This window comes from Wolbachia endosymbiont of Brugia pahangi (genome assembly GCF_012030695.1).
Classification (GTDB): domain Bacteria; phylum Pseudomonadota; class Alphaproteobacteria; order Rickettsiales; family Anaplasmataceae; genus Wolbachia.
This window is the reverse complement of record NZ_CP050521.1, coordinates 528,169-544,439: the sequence shown is the minus strand read 5'-3', so window position 1 is coordinate 544,439 and position 16,271 is coordinate 528,169. Positions and strand designations below refer to the sequence as shown.

Annotated in this window: 15 protein-coding genes; 11 read left to right on the top strand and 4 right to left on the bottom strand. The window is 34.2% G+C overall.

The genetic code is table 11. The features are described from left to right. Positions 1–376 precede the first annotated feature (376 nt). Positions 377–2,137 (bottom strand): DNA primase, encoded by a 1,761-nt coding sequence (gene dnaG, locus WBP_RS02605; protein ID WP_167895970.1) that lies wholly within the window; start codon positions 2,135–2,137, stop codon positions 377–379. Positions 2,138–2,315: 178 nt separating this feature from the next. On the opposite strand from dnaG, the gene ubiG reads away from it, so the two are divergent. Beyond that, a complete protein-coding gene (gene ubiG, locus WBP_RS02600; protein WP_167895969.1) occupies positions 2,316–3,461 on the top strand; it encodes a bifunctional 2-polyprenyl-6-hydroxyphenol methylase/3-demethylubiquinol 3-O-methyltransferase UbiG in 1,146 nt (381 codons plus the stop codon). Positions 3,462–3,556: 95 nt separating this feature from the next. Here ubiG and WBP_RS02595 read toward each other — a convergent pair whose 3' ends face one another. After that, on the bottom strand, positions 3,557–3,817 hold the full coding sequence (locus WBP_RS02595) for a hypothetical protein (protein ID WP_246166113.1): 261 nt from the start codon (positions 3,815–3,817) through the stop codon (positions 3,557–3,559). 184 nt (positions 3,818–4,001) lie between these two features. On the opposite strand from WBP_RS02595, the gene metG reads away from it, so the two are divergent. Next, complete coding sequence (gene metG, locus WBP_RS02590) at positions 4,002–5,624, top strand: methionine--tRNA ligase (protein ID WP_167895968.1); 1,623 nt, start codon at positions 4,002–4,004, stop codon at positions 5,622–5,624. A gap of 33 nt (positions 5,625–5,657) precedes the next feature. Here metG and WBP_RS02585 read toward each other — a convergent pair whose 3' ends face one another. Next, positions 5,658–5,831, bottom strand: a complete 174-nt coding sequence (locus WBP_RS02585) for a hypothetical protein (protein WP_167895967.1) — start codon at positions 5,829–5,831, stop codon at positions 5,658–5,660. Between the two features lie 1,541 nt (positions 5,832–7,372). Here WBP_RS02585 and WBP_RS02580 point away from each other — a divergent pair. The 7 genes from WBP_RS02580 (at position 7,373) to WBP_RS02560 (ending at position 12,926) form a co-directional block, all read left to right on the top strand. Beyond that, complete coding sequence (locus tag WBP_RS02580; RefSeq protein WP_167895966.1) at positions 7,373–8,761, top strand: alanine:cation symporter family protein; 1,389 nt, start codon at positions 7,373–7,375, stop codon at positions 8,759–8,761. A 432-nt stretch (positions 8,762–9,193) separates the two neighbouring features. Beyond that, positions 9,194–9,508, top strand: a complete 315-nt coding sequence (locus WBP_RS02575) for a hypothetical protein (protein ID WP_167895965.1) — start codon at positions 9,194–9,196, stop codon at positions 9,506–9,508. Between the two features lie 54 nt (positions 9,509–9,562). After that, entirely contained in the window at positions 9,563–9,688 is a 126-nt protein-coding gene (locus WBP_RS06035; protein WP_255324096.1) for a hypothetical protein, read from the top strand. 405 nt (positions 9,689–10,093) lie between these two features. Further along, on the top strand, positions 10,094–10,426 hold the full coding sequence (locus WBP_RS02570) for a hypothetical protein (protein WP_167895964.1): 333 nt from the start codon (positions 10,094–10,096) through the stop codon (positions 10,424–10,426). A 1,360-nt stretch (positions 10,427–11,786) separates the two neighbouring features. Then, positions 11,787–11,969 carry a hypothetical protein gene (locus WBP_RS06375; RefSeq protein WP_041571399.1) on the top strand — a complete coding sequence of 61 codons (183 nt, stop codon included), beginning with the start codon at positions 11,787–11,789 and terminating at the stop codon, positions 11,967–11,969. A gap of 255 nt (positions 11,970–12,224) precedes the next feature. Further along, positions 12,225–12,392, top strand: coding sequence for a hypothetical protein (locus WBP_RS06370; RefSeq protein WP_246165898.1), 168 nt, complete (start codon positions 12,225–12,227; stop codon positions 12,390–12,392). A 345-nt stretch (positions 12,393–12,737) separates the two neighbouring features. Beyond that, on the top strand, positions 12,738–12,926 hold the full coding sequence (locus WBP_RS02560) for a hypothetical protein (RefSeq protein WP_167895963.1): 189 nt from the start codon (positions 12,738–12,740) through the stop codon (positions 12,924–12,926). 329 nt (positions 12,927–13,255) lie between these two features. On the opposite strand, the gene WBP_RS02555 is transcribed toward WBP_RS02560, so the two are convergent. Continuing rightward, a complete protein-coding gene (locus tag WBP_RS02555) occupies positions 13,256–14,422 on the bottom strand; it encodes a Bcr/CflA family efflux MFS transporter (RefSeq protein ID WP_246166108.1) in 1,167 nt (388 codons plus the stop codon). Positions 14,423–15,097: 675 nt separating this feature from the next. Here WBP_RS02555 and ubiE point away from each other — a divergent pair. After that, on the top strand, positions 15,098–15,796 hold the full coding sequence (gene ubiE / locus WBP_RS02550) for a bifunctional demethylmenaquinone methyltransferase/2-methoxy-6-polyprenyl-1,4-benzoquinol methylase UbiE (protein ID WP_167895961.1): 699 nt from the start codon (positions 15,098–15,100) through the stop codon (positions 15,794–15,796). A gap of 267 nt (positions 15,797–16,063) precedes the next feature. Then, complete coding sequence (locus WBP_RS05675) at positions 16,064–16,171, top strand: FtsW/RodA/SpoVE family cell cycle protein (protein ID WP_246166106.1); 108 nt, start codon at positions 16,064–16,066, stop codon at positions 16,169–16,171. Positions 16,172–16,271 lie beyond the last annotated feature (100 nt).

Sequence of the window (16,271 nt, the reverse complement as noted above, 5' to 3'; positions counted from 1 at the left end):
AAAAACCCGTGGTGTTGGTTTTTACCATATAATAATTTAAATTGGCGCTGTAATAATTTGCTGACGCTTAGTTTAAGCACGATTTAGCTAAATGTAGAAAAACTTAAAAGACATGCAACCACAATAATTGATGTAATCGCCAAAAAATACCTTAAGTTTTTTACTGAATTTTATCATTGAACCTTCGCAGATCAAAAATAAGCTGTGAGTCGAAGATATACTTACTGCTAAGATAATTAGGTTGTTGAAATTTATCAAGTAGTTTTTTGCATTTCTGTGAGCTGCTTGAATGACCGGTAGCCGTGCAGGAAGTCTATTGTTTTATGACTCAGCACAGAAAGCAACAAGACGACAAACAATCTAAAAATATAGCAATCTATTTTTGAATAAACTCCATTTGCATTTCTCGTATATTACTTTCTATTTGCTCTATTTGTTCTATTAGTCTTTCCTCTAAGCCAAAATCACCGCCTAGCCTTGCTTCGATTCTTTCTCTTTGTAATACATTTAATTCCCCCCTTAACACTATATTATTCCATACAGTTTTCGCAGATTTTCCATTGTTTAATTGACTGTTTAGTATGCTAGTCTTTTCAAATATAAGCTTTATGGTTCCATCAACGTTAAACTGTTCTAACTCTTGTAATAAAACCTCTTTATTGAGTTCACTTCCATTATTTGCTACATTAATTATATGCTGTTGCAATCTTTTTATCTTCACATTAGTAAATTCAAAATGGGAAAATTGCTCAAAGTATATAGGATGGTTCAAGATTTCAGGAAATTCTAAGGTTATGCGTAAAATTATGGCCTGATTTTGTTCTGCTTCAATTAGCTCTGGAGATTTGTTGTAAAGATATTCACTTTTTGTTGCTCTTGTTTTATTATTAAAAACCTGCTTTTTGAAGCTATTTCTTAGCTCACTAGCTTTATCGTAAAAGTAATCTCTATAATACCTTCTAATACTGCTGTTACCGATAGCATTGACATATTCCATGAACTTGCACTCAAGAATTGAATATTTTTCCGGGGCAAGTTTCTCATAGTTTTGCAAATTGCTACCAATTATGTAATGCCACAAATATTCAGAATGAAGTTTTGTTGAATGGTCAAGCGCGGAGAGTACGGTTTCTTTCTTATGTTCCAGCTCATTACATACATCGTATGGGTCTTTATCGGTTGGCAAAGTCACAAACTTTAACGTGTATCCAGGCTCTAATATTGGCAGAACAAGTTCTGCAACTCTAATTGCAGCATTACGTCCAGCACTATCGCCATCCATACAGATAGAGATTTCTTTAGCAAATTTCCATAGACTTTTTATTTGTTCTGCAGAAATTGCGGTACCCAGTGGAGCAACTATATTGCTAATTCCCGTTTGATGCAGTGCTATCACATCCATATATCCCTCAACAACAAATACATGCTGTTTTTTGTGTATTTCACTTAAAGCAAAGTTTAACCCGTATAAGTTTTCCCTTTTCTTGAATAGTTGACTTTCTGGGCTGTTTAAATATTTTGGCTGTTGTTTAAAGCTCAGCGCGCGTCCGCCAAAACCAATAACTTTTCCTGCGATGTTATATATAGGGAATATCAGCCGGTTACAAAAATAATCACGAGAATTTTTATTTATCAATCCAACATCAATTAAAATTTTGTCCTCAATACCCAAGGAGTTTAAATATTCTTTCAAACCAGAACTTGGTGCATAACCTACCTTAAATTTATCTATGATTTTAGGTGAAATCTTGCGCTGCTTTAGATAAGCTATAATACCTTGATTTTTTTGTACAAACCAACTTGCAGCTAAATTCAGCGTCGAAAACAGTTCGCCGTTTTCTTTAGCTAAATTAAGGGTTTTAGGTAACTCAACGCCTACAACTGATGCCAGCCTTTCCAGTGCTTCTTTAAAACTCAGCCCCTCAGTTTGTGAAATGAAATTGAACACATCACCATGAGCCGAACAACCAAAGCAGTGATACGATCCTTTAGTATTACTCACCAAAAAAGACGGTGTTTTTTCGCTATGAAATGGACAGAATCCAACAAAACTATCTCCTCTTTTTGTTAGCCTGACTTTCTTACCTACTATATCGGATAATAATAATCTTGATTTTATAATATCTATATAATCCATCTTATTGAATTAGTAGTGGTAGGACAAAAATTATACAGAATTTATGCACATCTAGCTCAAAATTTATTTTGAGCTTCAGAGTTTCAAAAAGATTAGAAGCATTGGGTGGCTTGACAGAAAGCTTAAAATGAATTACTCATATTAGATGTCTTTAAGTGATGCAAGATCAATTTCTTATATGTCAGATATAATATCAATCGCTTCAGACCATGCTGGTTATGAATTAAAATCAGAAATAAAGTCTTACCTGGAAACTCTGGGTTACAAAGTGCTAGACCGTGGTTGTACTGCTGAGCAAAAGTGCGTAGATTATCCAGACTATGCTGTTAAAATTGCAGAAGATATAATAAACAAAAAAGCAGATTATGGGATATTAATCTGTGGCACAGGTCTGGGTATGAGTATCGTAGCAAATCGCTTTAAAGGGATCCACGCCGTTTTATGTAATAGTGTTGAGATCACGAAATTAGCCCGCGAACATGGCAATGCAAATGTATTGTGCCTTGGTGCAAGATTTACTGCCAGTGGATTAGCAAAAGATATAGTCAAACAATTCCTCGAAACAGAATTTTCAAAAGAAAGCAGACACAAAAGACGCCTTGATAAACTCAGTAATATAGCCTCTAACGAAGATGAGGTGTCAAAATTTGCTAAAATGGTAGGCGAATGGTGGGATGAGAATGGCAAATTCAAGCCATTACACATGATGAATCCTGTGAGAGTATCTTACATTATCGAGAAGATAAAAGAGTTAAAGAAGTGTGATCTAAAGAAATTATCATTGCTTGATGTTGGGTGTGGTGGTGGTATTTTATCAGAATCAATAGCACGAGTCGGCATTAACGTTTTAGGAATAGATGTATGTGAAGAAAACATAAAAGTGGCACAGTCACATGCGAAAAAAGTAGGGTTAAATATAGAATATACACACACTAGCATTGAAGAGCTAAGCAATAACCAAAAATACGATGTAGTTCTATTGATGGAAGTAGTTGAGCATGTGGATAATTTAGAGCTTTTCATAAAAAAAGCAATAGAATTGCTAAAACCAGAGGGACTGATATTTATATCAACAATAAATAGAACTTTTAAATCCTTCTTTCTTGCAATAATTGGTGCAGAGTACATATTAAACTGGCTGCCGAAAGGTACGCACAATTGGAATAAGTTTCTCAAGCCATCAGAGATTGCAAATCACCTAAGGGAAGGCAATGTAACACTGCAAGACATGGCAGGTATGGAGTATAACATAATAAAGAGCGAATGGAATTTAACTAAAGGTGTGGATGTTAACTATATACTTTGTGGTGTGATGAATAGTTAGATTTTACTCATAAAAGTACCATCTTTATTTCCAAAGTAGTAAAGAAGAATCAACACATCTTTTCTTATTATTGAACACCAATCCAGGAATGCAGTTTACTTCACCTCCAGAAATTTCATGATCACCCTGACCCACGAATTCATACCCAGGAACAATAACACATTTCCATTCTGCACCATTTGTTTCTCATAAAAGCAGCAAGTCTCTTTTCCTGTTATCGTTCTTACAATTTTAGATGCACCAAAAAACACAGCAATAAACATATCAGGCGAGAAAAGTGCAGACCAAGGCATTCTTCCAAATATTGTAAGCAAATTTGCACCAATTGTTACATTGTAAAAAAGTAGTCCACCTATTCCATGAATGTAATTTACTACATTACATATTATATCTATTACCTTATCAGTTGAGCATAAAGATTATATTAAATATACTTAACCACTTTTCACTGTCATAAATCCTTAGAGCTTGCAATGAAATCCGGTAGTCTATTGATTTTTATCACTAGTATAGGTACGATAGAGCTTTAAGTACTAGATAATGGAGCAATTTGAGAATTTTTATATAACCACGCCAATATATTATGTAAACGACAAACCGCACATTGGTCACGCATATACCTCCCTCATCTGTGATGTTACAGCTAGGTTTATGAAGCTAGCTGGAAAAAATGTTAAATTTACTACCGGTACAGACGAACACGGGCAAAAAATCGAAAAAGCAGCTAAAACAAAGGGAATGCATCCAAAAGAATTTACAGATAAAGTGAGCGTTTCATTTAGGAAATTAGCTGAGTTCATAGATTTTCAATATGATGATTTTATTCGCACCACAGAAGAACGTCACGAGAAAGCAGTTGTAGCTTTATGGGATAGGCTTGAAGAGAGGGGACAGATATATCTGGATTCTTACTCAGGTTGGTATTCAGTCAGCGATGAGGCATTTTATCAGGAATCGGAGCTAATAGATGGCAAAGCACCAACAGGTGCTGAGGTTGAATGGGTAAAAGAAGAGAGTTACTTTTTTCGTTTATCAAGTTGGCAAAATAAATTACTAGAACTATACAAAAATCAGCCAAATTTTATCTTTCCTGAAAGCAGAAAAAATGAAGTGATATCGTTTGTAAAATCAGGACTGACTGACCTTTCAATTTCTCGCATTAATTTTAACTGGGGGATAAAAGTTCCAGGAAATGACAAACACATAATCTACGTTTGGGTAGATGCATTAACTAGTTATCTCACATCAATAGGTTTTCCTAACACGGAAAATGAAGAATATAAAAAGTTTTGGGCAGAATCACAGTCTGTCATCCAAGTAGCTGACACTTGGATCCAGAAGGAAATACAGATTCCGGCGTCACGCGCTAGAATGACATCGAATCTAGCTGATAACTCCTTCAATATTCATGTAATTGGCAAAGACATATTACGCTTTCACGCCGTATACTGGCCGGCAATTCTCCTTGCAGCAGACTTGCCACTGCCAAAACAAATTGTAGTTCATGGTTGGTGGTTAAACGAGGGGAAAAAAATATCTAAGTCTCTCGGTAATGTCATAGATCCAATTGGCTTGGCTAAAGAGTTTGGTGTTGATCAGCTGCGCTATTTTCTCCTTCGGGAAGCAAGCTTTGGCCAGGATGGTAATTTCAGTAAGAAGAACATGATCAGCCGAATAAATTCAGAACTTGCAAATAATATAGGTAATTTAGTGCAAAGAACAATTTCATTTTTACATAAACGATGCTTTGGAGTTGTACCAACAGTTGACAAAAGCCTACTTAAAGGTGAGGAAGGCCTTCCAAATTACAGAGCTATATTCAATCAAGTAATGGATCATTTATCAAAGTATGAATTTAACCACATTATACTTCTAATTATCAACATTTCTTCCGAAGCCAATGCTTATATAGATAAAAGCACGCCTTGGATACTAAGCAAAACTGATAGAGAGCGCATGAATCTAGTGATCTACAAACTACTGGAATATATCAGGATAATTGGTATTCTATTACAACCAATTGTCCCGAGGCCAGCAGAGGCGATACTTGACCAATTGCAAATCCCGAAAGAACAACGAGATTTAAAATCTCTGTGCGGCGCGTACGTAAGTTCAGGCATTACATTGCATAAACCTACGCCGGTTTTTTTGAGGATTGAGTAGAGGTCACATAATATGCCCTCTACTTATTTTGCTTTAGGATTTAGTTATGCTAGAGTTAACAACAAATGATTGAGTTACGTTAACATCATCAAATGATGCTGATACGGGAGTAGTAGCATAATTATAAAAAACGTAAGGTAAATAACTCATAGCTAAACAAGGCATAACTTTTGTTGCTTGACCAGCAAGCCAATTAATTGCGCTCACTGCTTGATTAAAATAACCATTAACTTTAGTTCCTTCTTCAGTTTGCTGATTTCTATGCTGGAAACCTCAGTATCTTGACTTTATGCATCAAAATATAAGTAATATTCTAAATCATTTAAATTTTTAGAAGTCGTAAGACCTAAAAAATCCAAACCATTAGCTTGTTTTCCTTGTCTGTCAGAAGGAACTTCATGATTTAGGTAGTTCAAATGACCTCTTCTTTAGATGATTGCTCTTGCTTATCAAAAAGTTCAGTATTCTTTTTAGCAAGACGAGTTTCCTGTTCAGAAATCCTTTCTTTCGAGCCTGCACTAAAACATCTTTCCCAGCAAGTTGAGCATCTTTCTCAGAAATGACTTTGTTTTTACTAATTGCTGCATATAAAAGTGCAATAGTTACAATAAAAAACACAGCACAGCTAACAATAAGCAAGAAGGTCAACACTTAACGCTGCAGCCGAAGCTAAAAAACAACATAAGGAGCTATAGCAAACGTTCCTGATACTAATAAGGTTGAAGTAGCTGAGGTACCAATTATATAATAAGGTACATTATTCTTATTTATGATTACCCAGCAATTGTTTATATCATTGTGACAATTACAAAAGCAACCGTCAAATTAAATTTTACATAACAAGCAGATAAATCTTGAAACGCGATTTAAGATTTCTGTGCAACACGTACATAAGTCCAGGACCACATTACCTAAGCCTACGCCAGTTTTTTTTGAGGATTGATGCTTAAATAACCCTTTTGGTAGACCATTAAGCTCATATCTATACCAACACTGCAATTTGCAGGTAATTTGCACGACACTCACTAGTAGAGATCGCTTTTGTAATTGCAATGTTGGTGTAACCTAAATTGCCTTAGCTAAAATGCTTAAGGAACTCATCAAGCAGGAAAAAAAGCAAAAGAAACCTTAGTGATATCTCTTGTAGGAACTTGACATTAATGTCTTATATGCTTGGTAAGTAGTCAACCTTGGAATTATAAATATCCATAACGTCACGATAAGGGTAATGCAGAAGTTTTTCAAATAATTTCTTTATAAAAAAAAGAAGGTTAGTTGATTTTTGAACTAATTCTTAAATAAAGAACAATGCAATGTGAGTTGTTTACTGTTCTCTCAAAAACTTGGCGCTTATTACATTACCTAATAAGCGAGATTCAGCTAACGTAGATAAAAATTTATAAAGACATGGAGTGTCTATATAAGAAAAATTAAACATAACACACCTAGTTTAATAATGTGCTTTTGTCACTTAAATAAAGATTAAGGATAAATTTTAGGTCTAAAACATCCCCATATAAGGGTTCTTAAGGCCTGTAAAATGGGCTTTACATTTCTGTGAGCTGCTTGAATTCCTGAAATCAAAATGCTCGTGCAATTGTGTACGTGGTGCTGAAATCTAGCTTATGATCAGCCATATGATATAGAAATGAACTTCGTTAATCATGCAAACTTTCACAGAAAATAGGCTTAGGTATTTTCAACTTTTGTTTGTATACTAAGTCAAAATGCTTACCTTCAGCACGTAGATGGATATAATAAAGTTTGTTTTATTACTACCAACAATATTACTAATACTAACTGCTGGTGTTTATCTATCAGTTAGACTGAAATGGTTACAGATATTTAGGTTACCACATGCCCTTTCACTTATTGGAGTTAAGAAAGGGGAAAATAAATTTTCCTCTATAGCTGCCCTATTTACAATCTTAGGAGGAAATTTAGGAGTAGGGAATATTTCAGGAACTGCTGTTGCTCTAAAAACAGGAGGACCAGGTTCTATTTTGTGGATGGCGATAATTGTTATTATCACTTCTGTAATAAAATATGTCACTTGTTACCTGAGTATAAAGAACAGAAAGAAAAAGAATGGACGATTTATAGGTGGCCCTATGGCCTATATGGTTGATGCATTTAACTCTAGAAAAGCTACAGTTGTATTCCTAGTTATTATGATAATGGTTTCGATAATCGTCGGTAACCTTGTTCAGGTAAATTCCCTGTCAATACCACTTGATATGATAAATGTACCTGTGGTCACTGGTGGAATTATTATGACCATAATATTTTTTGTTGTTGCGGCTCTTAGCTTAAAAAAAATCAAAATTTTCATATCAGCTATGATACCGATAATGACAATAAGTTACCTCACACTTTGCGGTATTATATTATTTAAATTTAGTGAAAATATTCTTCCTTCTCTAAAGCTAATAACAAGCAGCTTTTTTACAACTAGTAGCTTTAACTTTGGTTTATCTTTAGGTTTAGTTTTAGAAATGTTAACTATTATTCAAGTAGGAACTTTACGAGGTATTTTTGCAACAGATATAGGGCTTGGTCTCGAAGGAATTGTACACTCTTCAATTATTCCTAAGAAAAATAATAATAAATTTATTATCGAACAGAGTCTAATCACAATAATATCGCCTTTTATAGTTGCATTCATAGTATTTATTACAACAATGGTACTGCTTGTTACAGATTCTTGGGTTACTGGTTTAGAGAGTACTAACATGTGCATATTTGCTTTCAGAAAAGCAATGAATTGGCCTTATATTGACTATTTAATTATGGCCATAATGTTTTGTTTTGCTTTTACTACTATTTTTACCTGGTTTTTTTGCTCGAAGCAGACAATACGTTATGTATCTCAAAATGATAAATACACTAAAATCTGGATTATAATCTTCACTGCGGTTATCCCACTTGGTTCAATAAGTAAGGTTCAGTTGCTATGGGATGTTGCCGATATTTCTATCGCTGCTTTGTTGTTTATCAACATATTAGCTATATTCAAACTGACTTCTCGAGATCCAGAAGTGTTCACTGTGAGCAGCAGGTATCTGAAGTTGAATCAGCCGATTCTCAACAAAAACAAAACTAGAAACTGGCTAGCTATTCTCATATTAAGGGGTTGATTTTCATACTTGTTACTTGTATAGTTCGTGTCGTTATATTAACAATACAACTTTTTTAAAAATTTAATCAGTTTTCATAATGATACTAGCTAAAGCTAAAAAGTGAAAGGTTGTTAGTGAGGAAAAATATGAAAGTTAAGAGCACATAGCAGGAATACAACTATCATGAATTCATTCAAAATTTTTCATTTTTATTCGATTAAAATAAAAAGAGAAAATGACCTAAATTTACAACGTTAGAGCTGGTTTAGGTACAGTAAAGTTTTTAATAAAATATGCCGGCTGGGATTGAGACGAAGATAAAGACAAAAATAAAGCTTATGGCGTTATTCTTCAAGGATACAACAAGATAAAGGGAGATAGATAAGAGCTTTAAGAAAAAGCAAAGAAGAGTGGAGGAAATATATTAAAGATGGTGTTAAAGAAGTTTCAATGTACGGTAATCACGCAAGTATTAAGCTGGAGGACAATAAGAAAGAGTTTAAAATTAGCGAATTTTTAAACAGTGATTTTTGTCAGAAGAATGGAATCTCTGGGTTTTCAACGTTGCACAGAGATGAGAAGAGCGGAATGCACGGTTTTGTTGCTGAGGAAGGAGAAGGGAAAGACAAGAGAAAAGTAAGGCATTATGTAGTAACCGATGGTTCATATGAAATTACTCTAAACTGGCCAGTAAACGGGGAAACACATGTAATTAAGATACGCATTTATCCTGATGGGGAGAAATTGACGGAGATTATTGAGTGACTACAAAAATAAAAAGATAAATGTTGCTGCAACAAAGACGTAAAATTATGGAATTTGTCTTTAGAGGATGCATTAAAAAAAGGAAGAGAGATAAAAAATGAAGTGCGATATCAGGACAGTAATAAGCTGTTATTTGAAGTTGCAACAGAAAGTGATGGTGATAGAGATATTAGCATTTAAGCTACTGATATAAATCGAGAGGTTAATTCTCAGAACATTGGATTATGGCCTAATAGTGAAGACTGGTCAGGTTACGGCAGTCAAGAAGAGAATCCTCAGGACGGAAGAACTTCTCTGCTACTGCTACTTAGCACTATTCACTTCCATCTAAAAAAGACGTTTCCAATGAGCAAGGGGAAAGCACCTCTACCAAGTCTGTGAGCTAAAATCAAGATGATGGACAAAATGAAATAAGTTCTAACACAGTTGATGTAGCGCAAAAACGATTCTTGGAGAACATTCTAGCAAATATAAACGAAGGCAAACAATATAACCCTATACGTAAGTGGTTAAAGGGCAAGATTAAAGGTAGAGAGAAAAATCAAAATCTGTATACGCTCTAGAAAAAAGCTGTCTCCAAAAAAAATGGTCAAGGTAATAGCCTCTCATAGTAATGGACAGGAACCTGAAGGAGAAGAGTTAAATTACCGAAAAACACATGAAGCATTAGAAAGGTGGAAGGAAAAATGGCCAAGTAATTATAAAAGAATTAACAAAGTTAACGCATCATCCTCAACAGAGCAAGGAAAGACTGGAAAAATGGGAGTTCAAACTGATGAAAAAACCGTGAATTATTTGATGAGAAAGACAAATATATCAGAACAGAATTCTCAAATCCAAACCAAATTCCTTCTAATAGATCAGGAAAATCAAGAAGTTAGGCTAGCTTTGTTGCATAGCTACCAGCCACCTAAGTAGCTTACAGAAATGCAAAAAACTACTCAACAAACTTCACCAGCTTCCTTATTGTAACATTGAAGCTAATTATTTATCTTCTCTATACAGATTTAAACGACAAAAGACTCAATGTACTTGATGCCTCATATTTAATTTTTTGCACTATATGCACCGTATATCTTTATAACCTTTCAGGCTTTTACTTAATATAATTGAAATGCACTTGTTAAAGCATTTGACACAGTAAAAAATGCCAATTTAAAAAGATAGGTAGTGAATAATTAGCTAACAGGGTTTTTTACCTTTTTTCTGCTTAGTAATTTTTCTAACGTTTAAATTTAGATCAGCTATGACTTAAAAGGAGCTAGATTGGACGTTTAGAATAAAAAAATGCTAACTATAAAGTTAATATAAATAACTCGCCACCAACGGGTTTTTTGCCTTTTTTTCTATTTAATAAATTTCCTAAATATTTGTAACTACCGTCGTTCCTTAGCGAGATCTAAAGATACTGTGGAGTATGATGAGGAATTGCCATTCCAGTGTGTTGAATCCCAATGTCGGAGCACTGGAATGACAAAAAGAGGGGAGTGGAATAAACAGCAAGGACGCTCACTAACATAGAAAATATAAACTTTCTCAAACTCATTGAGTTATGCTTTCAAAACGGTAGTACGGGATGTGAGTATAATGATTATTAATATATAAAAGTCATAGCGAACAACTTAAAGCGGCAGGCACTGGTGCAGTGAGACGAATAATATTTAGTATGCCTTCACGCTCGACGAAGCCCATATGCGTAAGAGTAATAATTGTGAGCTATTCCCAGCGAAAAGCACTCGCTCGATACTAGGTGCATAATGCAGTCTGATTGGTATAAAAAGCTATTTCTAGAAGTAGAACTATCCATAGAACAAAATACTAAGTATAAATTTCAAACAGTGCGGAGAGAATACAAAATTGCAACGTCTGTTGGGGGAACATTAACTAGCAAGAAGGTGATTTTATTATTGTCAACGACCCACTGAGTTCCGCTCAAGCTTTGAGCGAAACGCTTAGAAAGCGTGCCACAAGCTAGTTTGATCAGACTTTAGTAACTGGCTCAACAATAGAAAAAAGGAATAATTGTACTTGTGATGCATAGGCTACATCAGGAAGATTTAACCTGACACCTTCTCTCCAAACCGAAAAATATGTTGCATTAAATTTGTTTGCCAACAATAGCTAAAAATAAGGAGTCTATCTATTCAATTGAAAAGCCAATGTCTCCTTCTCTTATTCCTGTAATCAGAGTAACTACAAATAATTACAAGAGCTGAATTACAGCATCAAGTGCTAAAATAACGCCATCGTAATATTACCCTCGAGGGAAGAAGATCAGTTGCTATATCTTCTAGATGGAGGAAAAGAAGAGATTGAAACGATAAAAATTGACTTGGGAATTACGCTTTTGCTGTACAATATCAACAAAAACCCTCTGTCGCTTTTAAGTGATATAATTAAACAAGAGTGGGCTGGAAGCGCTATAGAAGTTTTCCTGATGATCTCTTTGCCTATAGCTTAAAGCTAGAATACTGCAGTTTTAATAGGCGACGCTAGCAACTTTAGCGTCCGCACTACCTGGGCAAAGTAGGTAATAAATTCTATTTACTTGATGTATAACGTGCAAAATTTGAATATCCAAAACTCTTAGTTTTGTCCTTAGCAGAAAGATGGATGCCACATGCAATTTTGATTGAAGCAGAAACAAGTGGTCAACAATTAGTACAAGATCTGAAGGTAAGCAGTGATTTAGCCATTGTCGAAATAATGCCACATAATGATAAGCTTACTTGATTTCATTAAATTAGTTCCTACTATAGAGTCTGGCAAGGTTTTTCTACTGCATCAAGCAGTATGGCTAGAAGATTTTGAGTATGAGATTTTAATGTTTCCAGGAATCCGTCATGATGACCAAGTGGACAGCACCATACAATACCTGCAGTGAATAAGAAAAACTAACACCAATACCTTCAGAATCAGGAGTTTTTCCCACAACTTTATTTGAGATATTCATGGTAAAATCAGCACACTTAATACTATTTATTGCATAAATTACCTGTAAATTGTAACGTTTGTACAGTTGCGTGTAAAAGCACTGATATGATTTTAACATAGCTCCAAAGGTCTATAAACTACCGCACAAGTTCAAGTTCCTATTATTATCTTACATTTTTATCATAGCCCTATAAATTATGCATAGTTTCTACTAAATCATTATACCATTTATTGCAAAATTGTATTTTATATCTTAGGATCATATTATACATCTATTTAAGTTTTTATCCTATACGTGAACAACGGCAGCATAGCGCTGTCTTCTATACTTAGTGCTATTACTGATACAATCTTAGGTACACTAAAAAACACAGCAGTAAACACACCTAATGTGAAAAGTACTGGCTACAACATTCTGCCGAATACTGCAAGCAAAGTTGCACCAGTTGTTATCACTGTTATCATTGATCCACCTATACTGTGAGTATAAGAGTACCATTCTACATAGTAGAATGTTCGGGTTCTCAGCATTTATATCAAATGCAAAGGAGAAAAATTAAAAACATAAGTAGAAGAATTTTTTTATTATGTTTTATCTACAATAATTTTTGCTTTGTTTTAGATTATCCCTCACCTTGATTAAATTTGGATAAATTGTGCAAGGAGAACTCTATTGCGTAGCGACTAATAAAAAGAGCAAGGATGGAGGAAAATATTTAAAATGCCGGTGATATTGGACTGATAGTTTAAGAGATCTTCTAAATAAGTTATCTTATTATACACTGTGCAGCATAATGGTGAGGTCTATTACCATCAGTCCTTCAGGTGTTCTTCAGCATATTTGAGTAAGCCGTATATAAGAATTGCGATTGTAGAACATATAACTGTCAGCAGTAAATTTGACAAAACACCATAAGAGAAGAATTTTCCCACTATATATATTCCGGTAGCCCCAAACATCATATTGCAGAATGAGAGAACTGCACTACCAAGCCCTATACCTTCGATCGTTTCTAATGCAGAGGTTACGTTGTTGCTTATTATCAATGCAAGTCCAATATTGTTTGGAACCCAGCACATTATGAGGGTGTATATATTTAATTTATCTATTAAGTAAAGATATATCAGCGAACAGTCAGATATTATTGGTAATACTAAACCTATCATTAACATCCTGCTAACTCCCACCTTCTGTACACATCTTCTGTTAATTAAAGTTCCGATTATGTAAAATATGACTATGATTGATATAAAATAACCAAAGTGTCGCACCTCAATACCCATAGATTCAAATATGAAAGGGTAGTTAACGATATATGCCCAAAGCCACATGAAAGTTAATCCATGAATAGTTGAAAATCCAAGAAAACGGTAATTCCTAAATGTTGATATATATTGCTTAGAGACATCAATGATTATCTTAGTTATGTTAGTCTTATTTTTATTAATATTGAGTGTCTCTTGTAACTTAAAGTAAATAAAGATAAGCATAATAATTGCTGCAAGTGATATAATAAAAAACAAAAATTTCCAGTGATAACCATGTGAAATTATATGACTACTTATCACTGGAGCAATTCCAGGTGAAAGTGCTACTATCATATTTAACTTTGAAACTACCCTTGAGTATTCACTACCCGAGTACATATCCCTTATTGCTGCATATCCAACAACGCCTGCAACCCCAGCTCCTACCCCTTGTATGAAGCGAATGAGTATTAAGAGCACAATATTATCAGCTATATAACACGCAATACTTGCTAAAGTAAAAATTGTCATACCAATCAGCATTACCGGACGTCTACCATAATGATCCGATAATGGACCATAAATTAATCCAGACATCGCAAGTCCAACTAAATTTAAGCTAATTGTAAGTTGTACTACACGGCCTCCTACTTCAAAATAATTGGCAATGCTTGGTAGTGCAACTGAGTACAGGTCAGTTGCCATATCGACAATTGCTACAGAAAATATCATGATAAGAGAGATGACCTTTTGTGAAAGAACTATTACCACTTAATGATTAGCTGAGCTACAGAAGTTTGATTATAATATATTTTTTCTATTAGTACATTAATTTAACTACCTGACTTGAAAGTTCCTCTTGTCATCCAAATAGTCAAAACTAATTCTTCTTTTCTAGGTTCCAGCGTCATGTGTGGCATTTTGGAATTCCATAAAATTGCCATAGTGGTCAAGTTTTTTTTGAGCTTAGCAAAACCATCTAAGTTGAAAAATGACATAGAAAAAGCGGGTATATAAAGATATGTCTAATGTTTATGAAGTATACTCTAGTCTTCTTATTATAAATGATGTGTCTGTATCCTATTGTAATAATAATTACTTCGCATTTTGCAGTGTTTACATGACATATAATACAATAATCATCAACTCTTAACTTTCCACGCCCTTTTTAAGCTATAGTGCAATGGTTCAGCAAGATTTATCTGAATTAATTGTAAAGAATTTTTTACCTGTTTCAATAAAAAATTTTAGGCGTACTGAATTTTATAACAAATGGTACAAAACTAAGTATAGTATTGTAAGACGTGACTAAAAATTAAGAAGGTATTCTAGCGGTTAACACTGAATGTATTTTTATGATAAGGGTTCAACAACTTTACATAATATCTAATAAAAGTTAAGAAGGGCATGAATAAATCACAATTGGTCAAAAAGGTTTTCGACTCTGTGGCGTATCGCTATGACATCATGAATGATATAATAAGCCTAGGAATACACAGACTATGGAAGGATAAGATGGTAAATAGCGTGCATTTTACAAAAAACTCTCAGGTTTTAGATGTCGCTGGGGGAACCGGAGACATAGCAATAAGAATAGTAAGAAGAGAGCCGAGTGTTCAGGTTACAGTATGTGATATAAATCAAAACATGCTGAGTAGAGGACGTAATAAAGCCATAAACTCAAATCAGCTTAATTTTAATTGGGTGTGTGCAAACGCAGAAAGTTTGCCATTTGAAGACTCTGAGTTCGACTGTTGCACAATAGCTTTTGGTATTCGGAACGTTTCCGATCGTAAAAAAGCTTTAAGTGAGATACACAGAGTACTAAAACCCAATGGACAATTTATCTGCTTGGAATTTGCTCCTATGCACTATAAAAATGAGATATTTACCAAACTTTATGACTTATACTCATTCAAAGTAATTCCTAAAATCGGCAACATAGTTGCTAAAGATGAAAGTCCTTATCGGTATTTAGTAAGGAGCATTAGAGAGTTTCCAGTTCAGACTGACTTTAAAATGGAAATTGAAGAGGTGGGCTTTAAGAAAGTTAAATTTCACAATATGAGCTATGGAATAGTGGCATTACATACTGGAACAAAGTAAATAATTAAACTTTGGTATAGAACACTGGATTATTATCTCATCCTTCCGGTAATTTTTTGTTAACTATAAGCTTCATTCTCGTCTATTTGGCAGACCCTGTAATTGCACAGCGTCTTTCTTTACTACAAGATTACTTTATACAGAGCCACATAGTTTATATAGTTTTATCGCTGATTACCTTAGTGACATTTTCTTTTCTCAATACAAAAACCATACTTAATCTCTCATTTGCAAATTTTACTTTAATTTATTATTTTAATAGTAGCCGTGTTAGTACTTGGTATAGAGCCAAAAGGCGCAAAACGATGGTTACATATCGTCAAAATTTCAGTTCAACCTTCTGAGTTTGTAAGACCATTTTTTCTGTTGTTATAGTTACAACATAGTGTGATAGATATTATTTATAAGATCCGGTAGCTGTGTCGATAATAAAACCAGATCACCATAGTAGATTTAATAAAACAACTTTATTAAA

What these genes read in the sequence shown, in the direction of transcription:
- dnaG (WP_167895970.1), bottom strand. Translation starts at nt 2,137, where the DNA reads ATGGATTATATAGATATTATAAAATCAAGATTATTATTATCCGATATA.
- WBP_RS02575 (WP_167895965.1), top strand. Translation starts at nt 9,194, where the DNA reads ATGTACGGTAATCACGCAAGTATTAAGCTGGAGGACAATAAGAAAGAG.
- WBP_RS06370 (WP_246165898.1), top strand. Translation starts at nt 12,225, where the DNA reads ATGATAAGCTTACTTGATTTCATTAAATTAGTTCCTACTATAGAGTCT.
- ubiG (WP_167895969.1), top strand. Translation starts at nt 2,316, where the DNA reads ATGTCAGATATAATATCAATCGCTTCAGACCATGCTGGTTATGAATTA.
- ubiE (WP_167895961.1), top strand. Translation starts at nt 15,098, where the DNA reads ATGAATAAATCACAATTGGTCAAAAAGGTTTTCGACTCTGTGGCGTAT.
- WBP_RS02570 (WP_167895964.1), top strand. Translation starts at nt 10,094, where the DNA reads ATGGTCAAGGTAATAGCCTCTCATAGTAATGGACAGGAACCTGAAGGA.
- WBP_RS02555 (WP_246166108.1), bottom strand. Translation starts at nt 14,422, where the DNA reads ATGATATTTTCTGTAGCAATTGTCGATATGGCAACTGACCTGTACTCA.
- WBP_RS02580 (WP_167895966.1), top strand. Translation starts at nt 7,373, where the DNA reads ATGGATATAATAAAGTTTGTTTTATTACTACCAACAATATTACTAATA.
- metG (WP_167895968.1), top strand. Translation starts at nt 4,002, where the DNA reads ATGGAGCAATTTGAGAATTTTTATATAACCACGCCAATATATTATGTA.